At 69.7% G+C, this 20,285-nt stretch carries 22 protein-coding genes; 7 read left to right on the forward strand and 15 right to left on the reverse strand.

Annotated elements, in window-relative coordinates:
- Positions 1-5 precede the first annotated feature (5 nt).
- From SKED_RS07140 to SKED_RS07150, 3 genes are read left to right on the forward strand one after another with little or no spacing between them, the layout of a single operon-like run.
- Positions 6-542 (forward strand): VanZ family protein, encoded by a 537-nt coding sequence (locus SKED_RS07140; protein WP_143755685.1) that lies wholly within the window; start codon positions 6-8, stop codon positions 540-542.
- A 44-nt stretch (positions 543-586) separates the two neighbouring features.
- The gene (locus SKED_RS07145) at positions 587-1,141 is read left to right on the forward strand and encodes a TetR/AcrR family transcriptional regulator (RefSeq protein ID WP_012866462.1); all 555 of its coding nucleotides are present in this window, start codon (positions 587-589) and stop codon (positions 1,139-1,141) included.
- A complete protein-coding gene (locus SKED_RS07150; RefSeq protein WP_012866463.1) occupies positions 1,138-1,692 on the forward strand; it encodes a dihydrofolate reductase family protein in 555 nt (184 codons plus the stop codon). The genes SKED_RS07145 and SKED_RS07150 overlap by 4 nt, the downstream gene beginning before the upstream one ends.
- A gap of 19 nt (positions 1,693-1,711) precedes the next feature.
- On the opposite strand, the gene SKED_RS07155 is transcribed toward SKED_RS07150, so the two are convergent.
- Entirely contained in the window at positions 1,712-2,314 is a 603-nt protein-coding gene (locus SKED_RS07155) for a TetR family transcriptional regulator (protein WP_012866464.1), read from the reverse strand.
- Positions 2,315-2,411: 97 nt separating this feature from the next.
- Between SKED_RS07155 and SKED_RS07160 the strand changes: the two genes are divergently transcribed.
- The 4 genes from SKED_RS07160 (at position 2,412) to SKED_RS07175 (ending at position 7,666) form a co-directional block, all read left to right on the forward strand.
- Positions 2,412-3,464 (forward strand): aldo/keto reductase, encoded by a 1,053-nt coding sequence (locus SKED_RS07160; RefSeq protein ID WP_081448063.1) that lies wholly within the window; start codon positions 2,412-2,414, stop codon positions 3,462-3,464.
- 158 nt (positions 3,465-3,622) lie between these two features.
- The gene (locus SKED_RS07165) at positions 3,623-4,507 is read left to right on the forward strand and encodes an aldo/keto reductase (RefSeq protein WP_012866466.1); all 885 of its coding nucleotides are present in this window, start codon (positions 3,623-3,625) and stop codon (positions 4,505-4,507) included.
- A gap of 275 nt (positions 4,508-4,782) precedes the next feature.
- A complete protein-coding gene (locus SKED_RS07170) occupies positions 4,783-5,973 on the forward strand; it encodes an MFS transporter (RefSeq protein WP_012866467.1) in 1,191 nt (396 codons plus the stop codon).
- Between the two features lie 307 nt (positions 5,974-6,280).
- Positions 6,281-7,666, forward strand: a complete 1,386-nt coding sequence (locus SKED_RS07175) for an FAD-dependent oxidoreductase (RefSeq protein WP_012866468.1) — start codon at positions 6,281-6,283, stop codon at positions 7,664-7,666.
- A 74-nt stretch (positions 7,667-7,740) separates the two neighbouring features.
- On the opposite strand, the gene trxB is transcribed toward SKED_RS07175, so the two are convergent.
- The 14 genes from trxB to SKED_RS07245 form a co-directional block, all read right to left on the reverse strand.
- Entirely contained in the window at positions 7,741-8,739 is a 999-nt protein-coding gene (trxB, locus tag SKED_RS07180) for a thioredoxin-disulfide reductase (protein WP_012866469.1), read from the reverse strand.
- Positions 8,736-9,179, reverse strand: coding sequence for an arsenate reductase ArsC (locus tag SKED_RS07185; protein ID WP_012866470.1), 444 nt, complete (start codon positions 9,177-9,179; stop codon positions 8,736-8,738). The genes trxB and SKED_RS07185 overlap by 4 nt, the downstream gene beginning before the upstream one ends.
- 31 nt (positions 9,180-9,210) lie before the next feature.
- Complete coding sequence (locus tag SKED_RS07190; RefSeq protein WP_012866471.1) at positions 9,211-10,221, reverse strand: metalloregulator ArsR/SmtB family transcription factor; 1,011 nt, start codon at positions 10,219-10,221, stop codon at positions 9,211-9,213.
- Positions 10,218-11,333 (reverse strand): ACR3 family arsenite efflux transporter, encoded by a 1,116-nt coding sequence (gene arsB / locus SKED_RS07195; RefSeq protein ID WP_012866472.1) that lies wholly within the window; start codon positions 11,331-11,333, stop codon positions 10,218-10,220. The genes SKED_RS07190 and arsB overlap by 4 nt, the downstream gene beginning before the upstream one ends.
- A 136-nt stretch (positions 11,334-11,469) precedes the next feature.
- Positions 11,470-11,970 carry a GNAT family N-acetyltransferase gene (locus SKED_RS07200; RefSeq protein ID WP_012866473.1) on the reverse strand — a complete coding sequence of 167 codons (501 nt, stop codon included), beginning with the start codon at positions 11,968-11,970 and terminating at the stop codon, positions 11,470-11,472.
- Entirely contained in the window at positions 11,967-12,317 is a 351-nt protein-coding gene (locus SKED_RS07205; RefSeq protein WP_012866474.1) for an ArsR/SmtB family transcription factor, read from the reverse strand. The genes SKED_RS07200 and SKED_RS07205 overlap by 4 nt, the downstream gene beginning before the upstream one ends.
- Positions 12,318-12,395: 78 nt before the next feature.
- Positions 12,396-12,737 carry a hypothetical protein gene (locus SKED_RS07210; protein ID WP_143755686.1) on the reverse strand — a complete coding sequence of 114 codons (342 nt, stop codon included), beginning with the start codon at positions 12,735-12,737 and terminating at the stop codon, positions 12,396-12,398.
- A gap of 41 nt (positions 12,738-12,778) precedes the next feature.
- Entirely contained in the window at positions 12,779-13,759 is a 981-nt protein-coding gene (locus SKED_RS07215; protein ID WP_012866476.1) for an arsenic resistance protein, read from the reverse strand.
- Positions 13,756-14,202, reverse strand: a complete 447-nt coding sequence (locus tag SKED_RS07220) for a MerR family transcriptional regulator (protein ID WP_012866477.1) — start codon at positions 14,200-14,202, stop codon at positions 13,756-13,758. Before SKED_RS07220 ends, SKED_RS07215 begins: the two co-directional genes overlap by 4 nt.
- A 458-nt stretch (positions 14,203-14,660) precedes the next feature.
- On the reverse strand, positions 14,661-15,167 hold the full coding sequence (locus SKED_RS07225; protein ID WP_012866478.1) for a DUF6301 family protein: 507 nt from the start codon (positions 15,165-15,167) through the stop codon (positions 14,661-14,663).
- A 60-nt stretch (positions 15,168-15,227) separates the two neighbouring features.
- Positions 15,228-16,007 carry an ABC transporter substrate-binding protein gene (locus tag SKED_RS07230; RefSeq protein ID WP_169310138.1) on the reverse strand — a complete coding sequence of 260 codons (780 nt, stop codon included), beginning with the start codon at positions 16,005-16,007 and terminating at the stop codon, positions 15,228-15,230.
- Between the two features lie 276 nt (positions 16,008-16,283).
- Positions 16,284-17,273 (reverse strand): alpha/beta hydrolase, encoded by a 990-nt coding sequence (locus SKED_RS07235; protein WP_012866480.1) that lies wholly within the window; start codon positions 17,271-17,273, stop codon positions 16,284-16,286.
- Positions 17,266-18,747 carry an MFS transporter gene (locus SKED_RS07240; protein ID WP_012866481.1) on the reverse strand — a complete coding sequence of 494 codons (1,482 nt, stop codon included), beginning with the start codon at positions 18,745-18,747 and terminating at the stop codon, positions 17,266-17,268. Before SKED_RS07240 ends, SKED_RS07235 begins: the two co-directional genes overlap by 8 nt.
- A gap of 146 nt (positions 18,748-18,893) precedes the next feature.
- Positions 18,894-20,270 carry an Imm61 family immunity protein gene (locus SKED_RS07245; RefSeq protein ID WP_012866482.1) on the reverse strand — a complete coding sequence of 459 codons (1,377 nt, stop codon included), beginning with the start codon at positions 20,268-20,270 and terminating at the stop codon, positions 18,894-18,896.
- Between the last annotated feature and the right edge of the window lie 15 nt (positions 20,271-20,285).

The following is a 20,285-nucleotide window of genomic DNA, read 5'->3' on the forward strand; positions in this document are numbered from 1 at the left end:
CTCAGGTGTTTCATCAGGTCCCGGTGCTACCGGTCGTCGTCCCCGTCGCCACGCTGGCGTTCGCGGTCTTGCTGTGGTCGCTGCACCGACGCGCGCGGCTCACCCCGCAGCGCGCAGCGGTCTCGTTGGCGCTGTGCGTATACCTGGCGGGGGTGCTCGCGAATACGGTGTTCCCGATCTTCCTCGACAAGCCCTTCTCTGACCAGCCGTGGGACACGTACCTCAACCTGGTGCCGCTGGTCGACTACGAGGTCGTCGACGCCGTGACGAACGTCGTGGTCTTCGTCCCGCTGGGGGTGCTGCTCCCGCTGTTCTTCGTGCGTGCGCCGTGGTGGCGGGTGCTGCTCCTGGGGGCGGGCCTGAGCCTGCTCATCGAGGTGTCGCAGTACCTGACGGCGAACCTCCTCGGTGGCGGTCACGTCGCCGACGTGAACGACCTGCTCTTCAACGTGGTGGGCACCGGGGTCGGGCTCGCGCTGCTCGAGGCCGTGCGGCGGATCCCGGGTGTCGCGCAGGTCGTCGACGGGTTCCGCTGGCGCTGAGCGCGGGGTGGCAGGCCGTTAATCAATTGTGATTTACTAATCCCATGAGTCGCCCGCCCCGATCCACCGACGCCGAGCTGCTGGACCGCATCGGCGCCGCCCTGTCCCAGCGCACCTCGACCGAGCCCTGGGGCCTCGGCGACGTCGCACCGGCCGCGGGGATCAGCGCCGCAGGCCTCATCAAGCGCTTCGGGTCCAAGGAGCGCCTGCTGCACGCCCTCTCGCGACGCTGGATCGACACCGTGCCGTCTGCTCCGGCCGACCCCGAGCACGCTCTCGACGAGCTGCGGGCGTACGGCCGGGCGAACTTCGCGACAGCGTCGTCGTCTGCTGCGATCACCGGGCTCGGGGAGCTCATGCGAGACCTGTGGTCTCCAGAGGCGGTGGAGCTGCTCCGTGAAGGCTGGGACAAGCAGGCGCGGTACATCGAGAGCCTGCTCGCGCATCTCTCACTCCGCGCTGACCTCGACCACCGCGCAGCCGCCCTCACCGTGCTCGACGCCCTCCACGGGAGTCTCTACCGGCAAGCGGTCTCTCTCGACCCCACATCACCCGAACAGACCATCGACAACCTCCTCGAGGAATGGGCACGACCATGACCCGCACCTGGCGCGGATGCGTCTTCATCGGGACGAGCCTCGACGGCTACATCGCCAAGCCCGACGGCGACCTCTCCTGGCTCACCGCCCCCGAGCCGCGAGGCCACGCAGCCGAGGAGGGGGCGCACCCTGCTCTGGTCTGGAAGACGTTCTTCCCGACCATCGACACTCTCGTCATGGGACGGACGACGTACGACACGGTGTCAGGCTTCGACGAGTGGCCGTTCGAGGGCAAGACCGTCATCGTGCTCAGCACGACGCTCGACGCCAGCGACCGCGCCCAGGTGGTGCGCTCCGTCGACGAGGCCAGCGACCTGCTCGCACGCACCGGAGCCGAACGTGTCTACGTCGACGGCGGCCGGACCATCCAGTCGTTCGTCTCGGCGGGTCTCGTCGACGAGATCACCGTGTCCGTCGCGCCGGTGCTCCTCGGTCGCGGGAGCCGTCTCTTCGGAGACCTCGACCGCGACGTCCTGCTGACGCTCCGTGGCCACCACTCGACCGACGGCGACGGGCTCCTGCGCGTGACCTACGACGTCTCGCGGCGCTGAAGCCTCTGCTGACGCGGTCTCAGGCGCGCGCGGTCGCGAAAGCCCTGTCGAGGAGCTCGCCCACGGGCGTCGCACCGTCGCGACGAGTCCACTCGGCGAGAGCGACGTCCAGGCACGCCAGCGCGGTGTGGATGAGGGTCTGGGCGCGGAACGCCCTGCTGTCCTCGGGGCCGTCGAGCCGGTCGATGATGACCGGCTCGAGGAGCGCGGCCCAGGCGATGTGCTTCTCGAGGTTGCGTGCCCGGAGCGAGGCTGTGCTCATCATGACCCGCATCGTCCGCAGGCCGGTCGCGGTCCCGGCGGCGGTGCTCTCCTCGACCGGCGCGAAGGCGTTCCGGAGCACCTGCCAGACCGGCTCGTCGGTGGGGCGGGTCTGCGCGGCGTCGCGCACGAGCAGCCCGAAGGGGGCCGGGTCGCCGATGACCACGTCCTCCTTCACGGGGAAGTAGCGGAAAAAGCTCCGCGTGGACATGCCCACGGCCGAGGCGATGTCTTCGATGGTCGTCTGGTCGAAGCCGCGCTCGTCGAACAGGCGCAGCGCCTGCTCGGCGACGTGCTCTCGTGCCGAGGCGCGCGTGACGCTCCTGAGCCCTGATGCCGGTGCCCGCGTTGCCTCTGTCATGCCCCCATCCTAGTCCAGAGGTGGCGGCTCGCGAAGCAACTGTCATAGAGTGACAGAAGTGGCGTACAGTGAAGTCTCTCGACGGAAGGGAATGACCATGCAGAAGCGACAGCTCGGCCAGCAGGGCCTGGAGACCTCAGCCATCGGTTACGGCGCGATGGGCATCTCCATCGCCTACGGCCCCGGAGACCAGCAGGAGGGTGCAGCCACCATCGCGAAGGCCTACGACCTGGGCGTGAGGTTCTTCGACACCGCAGAGCTCTACGGGTGGGGCGAGAACGAGAAGATCGTGGGCCAGGCGGTCAAGGGCTTCCGCGACGACATCCAGATCGCGACGAAGTTCGGGTTCACCCACGACTACGGCCAGGACAGCCGCCCCGAGCGCATCCGCGAGGTCCTCGACAACAGCCTGCGCTACCTGGGGGTCGACTACGTCGACCTCTTCTACCAGCACCGCGTGGACCCGGACGTGCCGATCGAGGACGTCGCCGGCACCGTCAAGGAGCTCATCGACGCAGGCAAGGTCAAGTACTTCGGCCTCTCCGAAGCCGGCCCTGCCACGATCCGCCGCGCTCACGCGGTCCAGCCCGTCTCGGTGCTCCAGACCGAGTACTCCCTCTTCGAGCGCGACGTCGAGGCGATCTTCCCCACGCTCACCGACCTCGGGATCGGATTCGTCCCCTACTCGCCTCTGGGGCGTGGGTTCCTCACCGGCACCGCGCGACCGGCCCACGAGTACGACGAGACCGACATGCGCCGCACCGACCCGCGCTGGCAGCCCGGCAACTTCGAGAAGAACCTCGAGGCCACCGCGCAGCTGACCGAGCTGGCCACGTCCAAGGGCGCGACCGTCGCCCAGCTGGCCCTGGCCTGGCTCCTGGCCCAGGGCGAGCGGATCGTCCCGATCCCCGGAACCCGCTCCCAGGCGCGCATCGCCGAGAACGTCGGCGCAGTCGACGTGACGCTGACCCCGAACGACCTCGACCTCATCGCCGCGATCCTGCCCGCCGGCGGGCACGGAGCCCGCTACGCCGAGGCCAACCTCCCCCCCGTGGGACTGACCCCGCAGACACCATGCTCGGGCCGGTCAGCGACAGCTTCCGCGAGCAGTACGGCATCGCCACCGAGTTCACCGAGTTCCGTGCCGTGAACCGCTGAGTCACCCAGCACCCCGCAGCCGGCGGAGGCCCCGCGTCGAGAACCTTACGACGCGTGGTCCCGCCGGTTGACCCAGGGGGGCACCGCGACGACTCATCGCGGGCCCCTTTCACCGTCTGACTACCGCTCAACACACAAGAGGAGCCACCTATGGCTGACCAGCAGCTCCACGTGACGCTGAACAACGGCGTGACCATGCCTGCCCTCGGGCTCGGCGTCTACCAGAGCTCGCCCGAGGAGACCACCGCCGCGGTCGTCTCCGCACTGCAGACCGGCTACCGGCACATCGACACCGCCGCTGCCTACTTCAACGAGCGTGAGGTCGGCGAAGGCATCAAGCGCTCTGGCGTCGAGCGTTCCGAGATCTTCGTCGAGACGAAGATCTGGATGAGCGACTACGGCTACGAGGAGACGCTGCGAGGCTTCGAGAAGAGCCGCCGCAAGCTCGACGTCGACCAGATCGACCTCCTGGTGCTCCACCAGCCCCTCGCCGACGAGTTCGACAAGACGATCGCCGCCTACCGTGCGCTCGAGACCCTGCTCGCCGACGGCCGCGTCCGCGCGATCGGTGTCTCCAACTTCATGCCCAGCCAGCTGCAGGCGATCGTCGACGCATCCTCGGTGGTGCCAGCGGTCAACCAGATCGAGGTGCACCCCTACTTCTCCCAGCCCCAGTGGCGCGTGGCCAACGACCAGTACGGCGTCCTGACCCAGTCGTGGTCGCCGATCGGCGGGTCGTACACCTACGGTGACTCCACCAAGAACCCCTTCACCGAGCCCGTCCTGACCGACCTGGCCGGGCGCTACGGCAAGACCCCGGCCCAGGTCATGCTCCGGTGGCACATCGACCACGGCTTCTCTGCCATCCCGAAGTCGGTCAAGGCGCACCGCATCGCGGAGAACTTCGACGTGTTCGACTTCTCCCTCGCCCCGGCGGAGATCGCGGCGATCGACGCCCTCGACACTGGCGTGCGCGGCGGACCCGACTCCAACACCCTGAACCTCGACAACTACGGATTCGCGATCCCCGAGTGATCCGAGGGCCGACTGGCGTCACCACGACGCCCCTCGCCCCCCCTCTACTCGCGTGACTCCTCGTCTAACGAGCGTGCAGCCGGTCTCGAACGGAACGGTGCCACCAACAACGGCGCGGCCCAGCAACAGCTGGTCCGTGCCGTTGCCGCGTTCCCAAGGTGTCGCCGTCTCGGGAGGCACTCCGCCCCACCGGAAACGATCGTTTCTGGTGGCGGGCCCCGCGAGGACAGCATGTTGTTGCCGTTCTGGCGGTGAGGGTTCGCTAGTCTCGGTCGATGGGGCAGCGCAGCGCACGGCAGCGATCTGCGGTCTTGGCGGCTGCGCTCGTCGGGGGATCAGGTGACGTCCTCGACTTCCTGCTCCCACTGTGGGCGGGATCGGCCCTGGGTGCCTCCCCTGCGCAGATCGGCGTGCTCGTCGCCCTCGAGCTCGTGGTGTCATTCATCGCGCGCCCGTTCGCCGGGTGGTTGGCCGATCACCGCGAACGCGCCCGGGTCGCCGCCGCGGGCTCGCTGCTCTACGGACTCGGCTGCTTCGGTTACGCCCTCGCGCCAGGGATCGAGGTCGCTCTCCTCGCGGCAGGGACGACCGGGATAGGTGGGGCGCTGTTGTGGGTCGCGGTGCGCGCGATCACGGCCGAGCACCTCGTCGACGACGGTGGTGCTTTCGCGCACTTGTTCTCGAGGATCGCTCTCGTCGCCTGGATCGTCTGGGTTCCAGCGATGGTCCTGCTGCCGATCGTCGGCTACCGGGCCTTGTTCGCAGCGTTCGGTGCCACGTGCCTGGTCGGGTCGGCCGCACTCCTCTTGCGTGCCGAGAGCACGTTTCGGCCCGCGGACTCGTCGACGGACAGCGCCAGGAATGACCTTCAGCGTCTTGGCCCCTTGCTCGCGGTCGTCGCATTGATGAGCATCGCGGAAGCTGGCATCGGCCTCCTCGTCCTGCTGCACCTTCAGATGACGACCGAGCTCGATGTCTTCCAGATTGCCCTGGTGTTTCTGCCCGGTGGCATCGCTCTGACCGTTCTCCCCGGGCCACTGCACCGCCTCACAGGGCACTGGGGGCGCAGGAGGATCTACATGGTGGGGGCGGGGGCCTCGGCGATCTGCGCAGCGGGGCTCGCTGCGGCACCTGGGCCGGTCGCCATCGCCGCGCTGTGGATCCTGACGAGTGCATCTTGGGCTGCCCTCACACCAGTGGACGAGGCGGTGGTGGCCGAGGTCAGCACCTCAGTACGGGCTGGCCGTGGGATGAGTTTGCTGAGCAATGCTGCACTGGCCGGTGGAGCGGTCGGGGCCGCCGGTGCCGGGTCGCTTTATGGTGTGACGTCGTGGGCCGTGGTGTGCCTGGTGCTCGCCGGGATCCTCGTCACCGCAGCTGTCGCTGGACCGTTGGCGCTGCTTTGCATGGACGTTCTGGACAAGCCGGGCAGGGCCGAGCAGCCGCCGAAGCCCAACGTGTGTTGATCATCGATTCAGCCAAGGGATGGAGTCATCACCGGAAACGATCGTTTCTGGTGGTGGAGGGTGCGGACCCTGGAAGCTGCCACCAGAAACGGTGTCCGCCCGAAACGGGTTTTGAATCGGTGACCGTTTCTGGTCAGGCCGGTCGCGGGGGTGGTTTTGGCGCGCCCGAAACCCCTCTGGAGAGGGGACCCGCTAGCCGTCGTGCCCCTCAGGGGCGGGCGTCAGTGAGAGCGGGGTGGGGTGGTGCTGTGCAACAATCGACTGGATCGGTTTTCTTCGATCCAACGTCACGTCCCAGGGAGCGCTCATGAGTTCGACCGCCGACCACCTGCCCGTCGTCGTCATCGGTGCTGGGCCTGTTGGCCTTGCGGCCGCTGCGCACCTGATCGAGCGGGGTGTGGAGCCGCTGGTGGTCGAGCAGGGGGACGCGGTCGGCGCTGCGGTCTCCTCGTGGGGGCACGTGCGCCTGTTCTCGCCGTGGCGCTACGACGTCGACGCGGCCGCGCTCCGGCTCCTGGAGCCCACAGGGTGGCGCTCGCCCGACCCGGACACTCTGCCCACGGGGGCGGAGCTCGTCGCCGACTACCTCACTCCTCTCGCCGCCCTCCCGCAGATCACTGAGCGTCTGCGCCTGGGGTCGAAGGTCACCGGCATCACGCGCGACGGGGCGGACAAGACGCGCTCCTTGGGCCGCGACCGTCAGCCCTATCGCGTGCGGATCGTGGCCGGGGGCCAGGTCCAGGACGTGCTGGCCCGAGCCGTCATCGACACCTCAGGGACCTGGGACCACACCAACCCGATCGGCACCGGTGGGCTGCCAGCCCTTGGCGAGAAGGAGAACGCCGGCTACCTCACCGGCCCCCTGCCCGACGTCCTGGGCCGGGACCGCGCGCGGTTCGCCGGCACCCACACCCTCGTGGTCGGCATGGGGCACTCGGCCGCCAACACGCTGCTGGCCCTGGTCGAGCTCGCCGAGACCGCGCCGGGAACGACGATCACCTGGGCGATCCGCGGCGGGTCGGCCCGCCGGCTCTTCGGGGGCGGGAGCGACGACGAGCTGCCCGCACGCGGGCTGCTGGGCTCGCGACTGAAGGAGGCCACCGAGTCAGGGCGCATCACCCTGATCAAGCGCGCCTCTATTGAGCAGATCAGCGGAGAAGGTCAGCGTGTCCGGGTCACGGGCAGCACCCGAGACGAGGTCCTGGACGTGACGGTCGACCAGGTCGTCAACGCCACCGGGTTCCGCCCTGACCTCGACATCGTGCGCGAGGTGCGCCTGGACCTCGACAGCGCCATGGAGTGCCCGGCCGGTCTCGCCGAGCTCATCGACCCCAACTACCACTCCTGCGGCACAGTCCCCGCCCACGGTGAGCAGCTGCTGCGCCACCCCGACGCCGGGTTCTACATCGCCGGGATGAAGAGCTACGGGCGAGCGCCGACCTTCCTGCTGGCCACCGGCTACGAGCAGGTCCGGTCCATCGCCGCTGCCCTGGCCGGAGACACCGCCGCCGCGATGGCGGTCGAGCTGAACCTGCCGGCGACCGGTGTGTGCTCGACCGACGTCGCGGCCGACGGTGAAGAGACCTCGTGCTGCGGGACGAACGAGACCCCGCAGCTGCTGACGATCGGCGCACCGGCAACGACTGGTTTCGCCACCGGCCTGGCGCACGGGCGGTCAGCGGACTCGGCCTGACCAGGGGGTAGGCCGAAGAAGGCCCTCCCGTCCGAGCGCGGACGGGAGGGCCTTCGTCATGCAGCAGGTGGAAGTCAGTGCGCTTCGAGGGCGTCGACGGCCTCGACGAGCTCGGTCGGGGAGTCCTGCGCACCGACGAGGTCTGCGAGGTAGTGCTGGGCGTCGAGCGCCGCGGCGCAGCCGGACCCGGCGGCCGTGATCGCCTGGCGGTAGGTGTGGTCGACGGCGTCGCCGCAGGCGAAGACACCCTCGAGGTTGGTGCGTGTCGAGCGACCCTGCACCTCGATGTATCCCTCGTCGTCGAGCGTGACCTGGCCCTTGACGAGCTCGGTGCGCGGGTCGTGACCGATGGCCACGAACAGGCCCCCGGCCGCGACGTCGCGCTCTTCACCGGTGAGGGTGTCGCGCAGGCGCACACCCTCGACCTTGTCCGCGCCGTGGATCGCGACGACCTCAGAGTTCCAGGCGAACTCGATCTTCGGGTCGGACGCAGCACGCTCGGCCATGATCTTCGAGGCGCGCAGCGAGTCGCGGCGGTGCACCATCGTGACCTTCGAGGCGAAGCGCGTGAGGAACGTCGCCTCTTCGACGGCCGAGTCGCCGCCACCGACGACCACGATCTCCTGGTCGCGGAAGAAGAACCCGTCGCAGGTCGCGCACCAGGACACCCCACGCCCGGACAGGCGCGTCTCGTCCTCGAGACCCAGCTCGCGGTAGGCCGAGCCTGTCGCGAGGATCACCGCGCGGGCGGAGAACACCTCGCCCGAGCCTGTGGTGACGACCTTGATCGGACCGTCGAGGTCGAGGCTCGTCGCGTCGTCCCACTCGATCCGGGCGCCGAAGCGCTCGGCCTGCTTCTGCATGTTCTCCATGAGCTCAGGGCCCATGATGCCCTCGACGAAGCCCGGGAAGTTCTCGACCTCGGTCGTGTTCATCAGTGCGCCACCAGCGGTCACCGACCCGGCCAGGACCAGCGGGGCCAGCCCGGCGCGCGCCGCGTAGACGGCAGCGGTGTACCCGGCCGGACCGGACCCGACGATGATGAGCTCGTGCGTGGGGCTGGTCATGCTCATGCCGCCGGCGTCAGGGGTGCAGGGGTCACGCCGAGCTCGTCGAGCAGGTTCAGGATGCGGGCCTGGATGTCATCGCGGATGGGCCGCACGGCCTCGATGCCCTGTCCGGCAGGGTCGTCGAGCTTCCAGTCTTCGTAGCGCTTGCCGGGGAAGATCGGGCACACGTCACCGCAGCCCATGGTGATCACGACGTCGGAGGCCTTGACCGCGTCGGGGGTCAGGACCTTGGGGGTCTCGGTGCGGATGTCGATGCCGAGCTCGAGCATGGCCTCGACGGCGGTCGGGTTGATCTGGTCAGCCGGCTCGGACCCGGCCGAGCGGACCTCGACGTTGCCTGCGCCCAGGGCGGTGAGGAATCCTGCGGCCATCTGGGAGCGGCCGGCGTTGTGGACGCAGACGAACAGCACGGACGGCTTGGCGGGGGCGGTGTTCTCAGTCATGAACGTTCTCCAGGTCAGGTGCGGATGAAGGTCAGGCGGGCAGGTCGAGATCGGGCAGCAGATCGGCCAGCAGGACGCGCACGTGGGCGTCGATCTGCTCGGTGATCGCCAGCACCCCGTCGTGGGAGGCCAGGGCCGGGTCGCCCACGACCCACTCCTCGTAGCGGGTGCCGGGCAGGATCGGGCAGGTGTCACCGCAGCCCATGGACACCACGACGTCGGCGGCGCGGACCGCGTCGTCGGTGAGGGGCTTGGGGAACGCGGCGTCGGCGTCCGCGCCGAGGGAGTCCAGGACGTCGCGGACCTCGGGGTGGAGGTCTGCGGCGGGCGCGGACCCGGCAGAGCGCACCACCACCCGGTCTCCGGCGTAGCGTCGCACGAGCTCGGCGGCCAGCTGGGAGCGTCCGGCGTTGGCCACGCAGACGAACAGCACCTGCGGCACGCCGGTCGCTGCCTGGGCGCGGGTGAGGTCTTCGAGGCGCTGGCGGGCGAAGCGCTCAGCAGCCACCACCAGGTGCGAACGAACGCCCGCGCTGCGGGCCAGGGCGGTGTAGGACTCGCGCACCGTGGTGGTGACGGTCTGGGCACTCAGGTGCTCGAAGCGCTGGGCGAGCTCGCCGGCGATGCGGGTCAAGATCGCGTCGACGTCTTCGAGCCCTACCGCTGACCCGGCGCGGGTGAGGTTCTCCAGCGCTGCGGGGGCGAAGGCGTCCAGCAGCGTGCTGACCGCCCCGCGCAGGGCCGGTGCGACCCGGTAGTAGACCCAGGTGCCGCGCCGCTCGGAGGTCAGCAGGCCGTTGTCCTTGAGCACGCGCAGGTGGTGGGAGACGGTGGGCTGGGCGATGTCGGCGACGGTCGCGATGTCGCACACGCACGCCTCGCCGGTCGGGGAGGTGGTGATGAAGGACAGCATCCGCAGGCGCAGCGGGTCGGCCACGGACTTGAGCATCGCCGCGACGGCCACGGCTGAGTCCAGGCTCATGCTCGTGCTCGCAGGGGTGACCTGATCGCACGTCTGCTCGGCGGTGAGGGAGGAGGTCATGGCTGCACCTGTCGGTCGGAGACGGTCTGGTAGGGGTCTACGGCGAACCAGCGCCGCCCGACCCACAAGGTCACGTAGACGAGGGCGACCAGGACGGGGACCTCGATGAGCGGCCCGACGACCCCGGCCAGAGCCTGCCCGGACGTCGCGCCGAAGGTGCCGATCGCCACGGCGATCGCGAGCTCGAAGTTGTTGCCTGCTGCGGTGAAGGCCAGCGTGGTGGACTTCGCGTACCCCAGGCCCAGGGTCTTGCCGGTCACGATGCCCAGGCCCCACATGAGGGCGAAGTAGACCAGCAGCGGCAGGGCGATGCGGGCGACGTCGAGCGGATTCGAGGTGACCGCGTCGCCCTGGAGGGCGAAGAGCAGCACGATCGTGAACAGCAGCCCATAGAGCGCCCAGGGTCCGATGACGGGCAGGTAGGTCTCCTCGTACCACTGGCGTCCCTTGGTCCGCTCGCCGACGGCCCGTGAGGCGAAGCCGGCTACGAGCGGGACGCCGAGGAAGACCAGGACGTTGAGGGCGATCTGGCCCATCGAGATGTCCAGGCCTGCGGTGTCGAGGCCGAGCCAGCCAGGCAGGACGGTGAGGTAGAAGTAGCCCAGGAGCGAGAAGGCGACGACCTGGAACACGGAGTTGATCGCGATGAGCACCGCAGCGGCCTCCCGGTCACCGCAGGCCAGGTCGTTCCAGATGACGACCATCGCGATGCAGCGCGCCAGCCCCACGATGATCAGGCCCGTGCGGTACTCGGGAAGGTCGGGCAGGAAGATCCACGCCAGGGCGAACATCACCCCGGGGCCGATGATCCAGTTCAGCGCCAGGGAGCTGAACAGCAGGCGCTTGTCCCCGGTCACGGCGGCGACCTTGTCATAACGGACCTTGGCCAGCACCGGGTACATCATCACCAGCAGCCCGAGCCCGATCGGCACCGAGATGCCGCCGACCTCCATGCGGGAGAGCACGTCGGAGACGCCCGGGATGAAGCGTCCGAGCAGCAGGCCGGCGACCATCGCCAGGCCGATCCACGCCGGCAGCCAGCGGTCGAGGGTGGAGAGCCGGGGCGGTGAGCCTGGGCCGGTCGTCGTGGTCGCAGCGGAGACGTCAGTCACGGGGAGCCAATCGCGCAGAGGGGGCCACCTGAGCAGCCTGTATCGGTCTGCATCTATATTGACTTATCTCGATACAGAAGAGCAAGCGAGGTCCCGAACGTTCGACTGCCGTTCACCTGCGCCGGTCCTGGGAAGGTCAGGGGTGGGGGCTGCGGCGTTCGAGCAGCGCGACATCGCGCCAGGTGCCCTTCAGCTGGGCTATGCGTTCGCGGACCCCCACGACGCGGAAGCCGGCGCGCGCGTGCAGTCGCATGCTCGCGGTGTTCTCCGGGAAGATTCCCGCCTGGATCGTCCAGATGCCCGTCACCTCTGTCGAGGCGACCAGATGGGCGAGCAGAGCCCCGCCGACCCCGTGGCCGGCGGCGGCGGGGTCGACGTAGACCGAGTTCTCCACGACGCCGGCGTAGGCCGGCCGGGCCGAAATCGGGCTCACCGCGCACCAGCCCACGACCAGACCGGACGCGTCGACCGCGACGGTGCGGTGGGTGTCGAGCTTGCCCTGGTCGAACGCTTCCCACGACGGGACGGTTGTCTCGAACGTCGCCTGGCCGGTCGCGATGCCGGCCGTGTAGATGTCGGCGACCCGCCCCCAGTCACTCGGGGTCATCGCTCGCAGGGTGAGGCCCGCAGGTGTCATGCGGGCATGGCTGATGTCAGCAGCTGCCTGCCGAGCTCGTCGAAGCGGGGGTGCTGGATCGTGTAGTACGACCAGGTCCCACGCCGCTCCCGGGTGAGCAAGCCGGCCTCGACGAGAATCTTCAGGTGATGGCTCACCGTCGCCTGGCTCAGGCCCACAGGCTCGGTCAGGTCGCACACGCACGCCTCCCCACCCTCGCCCGAGGCCACCAGCGCCAGCAGGCGCAGGCGCGTGGGGTCGCCCAGGGCTTTGTACCCGCGAGCGATGTCCTCGGCCGCGCCGACGTCCAGGGAGTCGCGGACCGCCGGGACACAGCACTCGGTGGTGGTCGAGGTCAGTGTGCTCATCTGCTCATCGTCCCATGCATCGATCGAAACCGATGATGGCCGAGGGGCGAGCACACAGACCTAGGCCGGGACGGCGAGCTAGTTGTTCGGGGTGTCGTCCATCGCGAAGATCCGGTCGCCGAGGTCGTCGTCGGTGTAGCGCCACAGCGGCATGGGCAGGTCGGGGTCGGAGTGGGGCCCGCGGAGCATCCGGTACCCCTCGGGGATCTCTTCCCAGAGCCCGGCGCGGATCAGGCGATCGATCGAGTCTTGGTCGCCGCCTGCCGTCCCGACGGCGAAGTCGCGAGGAACGATGCCGGTGCGGCCGTGGCTGCCGGTCCAGGCCCCGGTCGACATGAACAGGCCAACCGCCGCCAGGCCCTCAGGTCCGCGCAGGCCGTCGAGCTCGTGGATGTCTGAGTGAAAGTCGAAGGTCCCCATGCCCTTGAGTATCTCCGCCTGATCGGGGAGCCGCATCCGACCTAGGTCGTGGGTGCGGGTTGGGCTGGGGTGAGGCGTGGGACGAGGCGGACGAGGATCACCATGGCCACGAGCTCGACGAGGGTCTGGGTGACCACGGCGAGCGGGGCGATCGAGAGCGAAGCCGGCAGCGCCAGGGCTAGGGGCAGGACGACCAGGGAGTTGCGGGTGGCAGTGGAGAACATCACGGCCCGGGTCGCGGGCACGTCGAGCCGCCCGACCCTGGCGGCGACCTTCCCGAGAGCCACGGCGATGACGACGAAGGCGACGTACAGGGGCAGGACTCGGGCCAGGGCGGCGACCTCGGACCCGACAGCGGCGATCTGGGAGCCGATGACGACGGCGAGGGTGGCCATCATCAGCGGCACCATCGCCCCGGCCATGACGTTCTCGACGGCTCGCCCGGCGCGGTGGCGGCGGGCGAGGGCCTGGACGAGGGCGGCTGCGGCCAGCGGGGCGACGATCAGGACGAGGAAGGCCTCGACGAAGGGCTCGATCTCGATGACCTCGAGGACGTCAGAGCCGGCGAACAGGTACAGGTAGACCGGCAGCAGGAGCATCTGGACGATCATCAGCAGCGGCGCTGCGCTCAGCAGGCGTGCGCGAGCTCCACCGGCCAGTCCGGTGAAGACGATGACGTAGTCGATGCAGGGGGTCAGCAGGACCAGCAGGACCCCGAGCATGAGCCCGCGGTCGTCCGCTACGAACCGGGAGAGCGCGAAGGCGACCACCGGCACCGCGACGAAGTTCGCGACCAGGACCGTGGCGAGGAACCGCACGTCCCTGAACCCGCGTCCGACCTCGACGAGGGGCACGCCGAGGAATGTGGCGAACAGCAGCAGCGCCAGGACCGGGTTGATGGAGTGCTCCAGGGCGGGAGCCAGGCCGGGCGCGGCCAGGCCCACCACGGCACCCAGCGCGATCGCGACGAGATAGAGGGGGATCTGGACTCGGTCCCACCACTGGACTGCTCGGGTGATCATCGGGGGCTTCCGTTCGCGGGGTCGTGGGAGGTGCAGGTCGAGCGCGGTTGGCCGAGCAGCATGCACTCGCTGCGGCACGAGGAACCGCTGTCGGGGCAGGCCGCGACGCGCTGCGTGGCGGCCACCAGGTGCTCGCGCAGCAGTTGCAGGGCAGCCAGGTGCGCGTCGACGTCGCGCAGGCGCTCGGTGAGCCTGGGGTGCAGGGTCTCGCGGACCTGGGTGCAGGTCTCGCTCTCGACGGCCGTCAGCAGCTCGCCGATCTGCGGGAGGGACAGGTCGAGGCGCTGGGCGGCGTCGACGAGCGTCAGGCGCTCCAGGACGGACGGGTCGTAGTCGCGGTAGCCGTTGGTCGCTCGCCGAGCCTGGATCAGGCCGATGGAGTCGTAGTAGCGAAGGGTCGTCGCAGGGACACCGGACCTGTCTGCTACCTCTGAGATGCGCACAGCGCCCTACGGTAAACCTTCAAGCCGACTCGAAGGTCTAGTCGGACCGTCGACGGCCCCCGGAAACGATCGTTTTCGGGTGAGGTCGAGGCTGGGACAGCCTGAGCGCAACACGCCGGCCGCGGGTGCACCGAAACCTGTCCCCGAAACCTCGTCGACCCGAAACCCGGCATGAGCCCTTTCTGGTGAGCCCGGGGGAAGGGGCGCCACCCCTCTCGCACCTGGGGACGGCCTGAGCTCCATTGCTGCGCGGCTCCATCCGCCCTCCGAGCACGACGGGAGCCAGATCTCGGGACGAGCGCAGCTCAGCCCGTCGCGTCAGGTGTCTGTCAGCGCCCAGGGGTCGGGGTCACGACGCCGCGGTCGAGAAGATGAGCAGGGTGGTGGCGTCGGCGATGAGTCCCAAGACTCCGAGTCTGTGTCGTCTTTCCGTCGAGGCCACGGTCGACCGGACGGCGTCAGTCGGTGGCATCACCGGCGCCCGGCGAGAGGTCGGGGCCGATGCCCAGACGCTCCTCGCCCCGCTCCACGTCTGCGAATCGCTGCGACTCCACGACGAGCAGCAGCTTCTTGGGCACCGTCCTGAGCCAGATCCTGCCGCCGTTGCCCAGCTCCCAGCGGTGGTCTCCGTCCCGGGATCCGGAGGACTGACCACATCGCCCGCTCAGTGCTGACTGCAGCTCGTCTGCGGCACTCCGCAGCGCCCTCGAGTCATCGCTCTTGTCGGAGACCGCGATGGTGACCTGGGATATCGCATCGTCTGCGACGAGCGAACGGACGGTCGGCAGATTCAAGGAGTACCCAGAACGGTGCTGGACTCCGCTCGACGTCTCCAGCTTCAGCTGCCACCCGAGGCGCTCCGCGAGTGCCCCGAAGTCGTCGCGCCCGAGCGGCCACGACACCGATACGAAGGCATCGCAGATGGCATCGACCTGAGCATCGGTGACTCTGGAGAGTGCGTTCATCCGATGAGCCTATGACTGTCTCTGCGTTGGCCTCACCGATGAGCTGCGGAGCAGGGGCGGTCAGCCGGTCGTCAGGGTGTCGAGCAAGGCCTGAGCGGTGAGGACGTTCCCGAACAAGACGTCCTTCGACGGGATCTGCGAGTACGTCGCGTCCGGGGCCATGGCGCGCAGCAGGTCTTCCACCTGCTGCGCGGCAGGTCCGGCGCCGTCGTCGACGAGCAGGACGACGTCGTCCGCGACGAGCAGGTCGAGCTGCTCCATGCTCACGTCGACCGCCTGCGTGCCGTCCTCGCCGAGCTCCTGGGTCGCCGGTGCCTGGCGGCCGAGGTCGAGAGCGACCGACCACGGGAAGGACCCTTCCTGCGTCATGTACCGGACGGTGTCGGTCCGCACCCGGACGATCGACAGCGTGCCCGCGTCCTGCGGCGCGGTCGCTGCGGCCTCGGCGGCTCGTCCGTCGTACGCGGCGACGAGGTCGGCGGCAGCGTCCTCCCGGCCGAGGAAGCTGCCGACCTGGGTGAGCGTCTCCTCCCAGCCGGAGGGCGTGTACTCGACGGCGACGGTCGGGGCGATCTGGGAGACCTGCTCGTAGAGATCCTCGGCCCCCTCGCTCTGCATGACGATGAGGTCGGGTTCGGCGGCAGCGAGCGCCTCGAGGTTGATGCCTCCGTCGGAGGTCCCGATGTCGGCGGGCTCTCCGTCGAGCTCCTCACGCACCACCGGCGCGTAGTCGCCGGTGAGTGGCGGCACGACGGCAGCGACGGGGTCGATGCCGAGGGCGACGACGGCCTCGAGCGTGCGGTCGCCGTCGAGGACCGCGACGCGGTCCCTGCTACCCACCTCGGTGTCACCGAAGGCGTGCGTGACGGTCGTGGTAGCTGTGGTCTCAGACGAGGGAGAAGACTGCGCTGTCTCGGTGCTGCACGCGGCGACGAGACCGACGGTCAGTGCAGAGAGAAGGGCGAGTGCTCTGCGTGGGCGTCGGATCGCCGTGAGGTTCATACAGAGGAGGATAGCCTCACCTAACTCTTCGCGGAGGCCGAGGTGTGGCATCCCACACTCCACGAGTCTCGCGGTGTCTCATCCGCCCCTCGGCCTCCGTCGAGTACAGCTCGGTCAGTCCAACGCCCCGACGGTCGACGGCACCGCGAGCAGGCGTCGCGTCCAGTCCGCCAGCGCCGCTGTCGCGCTCCTCGAGACAGCGGCCTGCGGCATCATGCTGGTGAAGCCGTGGAAGGCACCCGGCCAGACGTGCAGCTCAGCGTCGACGCCAGCGGCCCACAGCGCGCTGGCGTAGGCGACCGTCTCGTCGCGGAAGACCTCGGCGCTGCCGCAGTCGACGTAGGTGTGCGGTAGCGCCGAGAGGTCTGTCGCGCGTGCGGGCGCGGCGTACACGGACACGTCGTCGGTGGCGCGGCGGTGCCCCAGGTAGGCGTCCCAGCCGAAGCGGGTCATCTGGCGATCTGCGACCCCGACCCCGTCGATCTGGTGGGTCGAGACGGTGGCGTCGCGGTCGTCGAGCATCGGTGACACCAGGATCTGGGCCATCAGCGCCGGGCCTCGACGGTCGCGCGCGAGGAGCGCGACGCCGGCGGCGAGCCCAGCGCCTGCGCTCTGCCCCGCGACGACGATGCGCTCGGGGTCGATACCGAGCTCCTCGGCGTGCTCGGCCACCCACACGAGTCCGGCGTAGCAGTCCTCGACCGGGTAGGGGTCCGGGTGCTCGGGGGCGAGGCGGTAGTCGACGCTGACGAGCACGACGTCGTGCTCGAGGAGCCAGTCGTAGGAGTCCATGTTCGACAGGTAGTGGCCGAACATCATCCCGCCGCCGTGGATGCCGTAGACGGCGGTCGTCGCACCGGTCCGGTCGGCGCGCTGGATGACGGCGAGCCGGATCGGGTCCCCGAGGTGTCCGGGGACCGTCACGGTCCGTCGTCCGTAGCCGTGGGCCCGGAGGCGCTCGTCGAGGACCTCCTCGGTCACGTCGAGCTGACGCATGTGCGGCACCATCTCGGCGGTGAGCGTGAAGGGGCCCCGCGCCTCGAGAGCGGTGAGGAAGGTGGCGAGCTCGGGGTCGAACGGCGGTCGGGTGGTGATGTCAGACATCGGAGGACTCCTGGGTGGTCGTCGGGGTGGTCGAGGGAGTGGTGCGGCGAGCACAGAGGGCGCCGAGACAGACCAGTGCGGCGGCGATGACGGTGATGGTCAGGCCTGCGACCGAGATCGCGGCCTGGAAGGAGTGAGCCTGGGTCGGGGTCCACGTCGTGGCGGTGATGCTGCCGGAGACGAGGGCGGTGAGGATCGTGCCGGTGGCAGCGATGCCGACCGCCGTCGCGAGCTCGCTGGCGGTGTCGACGAGCGCGGCCCCGACGGAGGTGCGGTCCGCCGGCAGGCCGCGCAGGACGGTGGTGCCGGCGACGACGCCGACCACGCGCGTCCCGGCGGCGACGAGCACGAGCGCGAGCAGCACCCAGGGGTAGCCGAGGCGCCCGAGGGACGCGAAGACGGCGAGACCGGCGACGACCGCTGTGGCGCTCGTCCAGGCTGCGCGGTCGAGGCCCACCCGTCGCACGAACGGTCCGACGAGCCGTCCGCTGGCGAGGAGGACCACGACCTGCGGCAGCGTCCCGACGGCGGCGAGGGCTGGCGGCCACCCCCAGGCGAGCTGCAGCTGGAGGGTGACCATGTACGACAGTCCCGCCATGGCGAGCCCAGCGGCCGCCTTGTACGCGAGGCCGCTGGCGACCAGCGGCCGGGCCACGAGCCGCAGGTCGAGCAACGGGTGCCGTGCGGTGCGCTCTCGCACCACGAACCCGACCGCCGCGACGACGGTCGCGACCACGGCGCCCCAGGCGGTCCGGTCGGAGGTCGAGACGACGAACAGCGTCGGTGTGACGAGTGCTCCGACGACGGTCGCCGTGCCGAGCAGGGCGCCGGCGACGTCGACGGGGTCACGGTGCAGGTCGTCCGGACGGTCGGCGGAGACTCCGGCCCAGATGCCGAGGAACGCGATCGCGGCGATCGGCGCGTTCGCGACGAGGAGCACCTGCCAGGGGGCCACGGCGAGGACGAGCCCGCCGACGGTCGGCCCGACGGCGAGGCCGAGGAGACCCGCGGTCGAGATGATTGTGAGCGCACGGACGCGGAGGTCCTCGGTGGAGAACAGTCGGAAGGCCAGCGCCATGGATCCCGGCGTGGTCATCGCGGCGGCGACCCCCATGAGAGCCCGGACGGCGACGAGCTGCTCGACTGAGCTGACGAGCACGGTGAGCATGCTCGCGCACGCGAGCAGGGTCAGCCCGACGAGCATGATGCGGCGGCGGCCGAAGCGGTCGGATACTGCGCCGAAGAGGAGCATGAGGCCGCCGAAGGCGACCGAGTACGCCCCCGTCACCCACTGCAGGGACCCGGTGGGCGCCGCGAGGTCGCGACCGATCGTCGGGAGCGCGACGTTGAGGACCGAGGTGTCGAGCATCTCGAAGAGGAACACCGCCGAGAGGCCCGACAGGGCGACCCACGCGTCTCGGAGACGAGGTGGGGATGAGGCAACTGGGACTGTGGCGGCGGTTCGCAGGGACATGGGCGCACTCCTTCGACGAAGAAGTGGCGACTCCCGTGAGACGCGTACGCGGTTCCGCTCGCCGTGGCGCAGCGGGATTTTTCCCTCTGCGGCCGACGATAGCCCATCCGGGCTCGGACCTACCAGAGCCGCACGCGGCCGGAAGGTCAGGCGCCGAAGGAGCCCAGGGGTGTGCGCCGACCGGCGCGGAACTCGTCGAGAGCCCGCTCCAGGGAGTGAGACGAGGGTCGGTAGAGGACGGACCCGTCGTGCGCGACGAGGATCTTGCCGCCGCCGCGGATGGCCCGGAACACGACGACCCCTCCGTCGAACGGGCTCGCGGAGACGGGGTCCTCGAACGTCTTCCGCCGCTTCTCGGAGAGGGAGCAGAAGAGGCGGAACCCCGTGTCTGCGAGGCGGCGGTCTGTGGCCGAGAGCTGTGCCCAGGTGGTCGAGGGCGGGGCGGAGTCGCCACGGCTCACCGGGACGAGGACGGGAGACAGCGCCGGAGACCCAGCCGCGTCGAGGTACGACTCCCGGATCGTCTGCGGCGTCGAGCGCAGCAGGTGGGTGAGGTCCCGGGCATCCCGTGCCGCGATGATCCCGGCGTCGGCGATCTCGATGCCACGCTCCGAGCCGTCTGCCTCGCGCACGGACACCCATCCAGGTTCGAGAGGTTCGAAGCGCAGTCCGTCCGCGATCTCCACAGGTGGAGCGGGCTCTACCAGGAGCGGGAGCCTGAGGTGAGGAGAGTGCCGAGCAGCCGGGCCGAGCCGCAGCAGGAGATAGCGCTCGACATCCTCGGCGCGCCGCGCTCGCAGCGTCGCGTGACGGAGGCCGCGGGAGTACCGGTGCACGCACCACCACCCGTCAGTGTCCGAGACCTCGTAGCCGGCCTCGAGGTCGCCGACCTGCACCGTGTCGCCGCGTGCCGTCACCTCTGCACCACCGAGCGCGACGAACTCTCGGAAGGCCGTCGAGAACAGCCACGCGGGCGTCCACGACAGGACGGACAGCCGGCTGTCGTGGGGCTGCCCGACGTCGAAGACGGGAGATCCGTGCTCGTCCAGCAGTGCTCGTCGGAGCAGCCCGACGGGCACACCCATGAGATGGCTGAACGTCCGAGGCTCCCACGGCACCCCGCGGAGAAAGGTCACCGTCCGGCGTGGGTCGGAGACGCTCCAGAGATGGGCATTCCCCTCGGCATCGGTTGCGGACTCGATGCCAGCGGCCAGGGGCGTCTGAGTGCTCGTCGACAGCAGCGTGTGCCCACGTGGTCCTCGGACCGCGGAGTTGCCGATGAGGAAGGTGAGATAGCGTTCGACGTCCTCGATCGACGACGCCTGGAGCTCCGTGGCGTAGCTTCCTGACCGTGACGCTCCGGCCACCGCGAGACCAGAGTCGCTCGCTCGGACGCGGTGGCGCTCTTCGCCGCCGGTGCTCCACACCTCGACGTCGTCACCATCAGCGCCGACCGTGTATCCACCCAGACCGACGAGCTCGGCGAACGCCGACGAGGGGCCGAGTGTGCTGAGAGTCGTCACACGGGCGACGGTAGC

It is taken from the genome of Sanguibacter keddieii DSM 10542 (genome assembly GCF_000024925.1).
Lineage (GTDB): Bacteria > Actinomycetota > Actinomycetes > Actinomycetales > Cellulomonadaceae > Sanguibacter > Sanguibacter keddieii.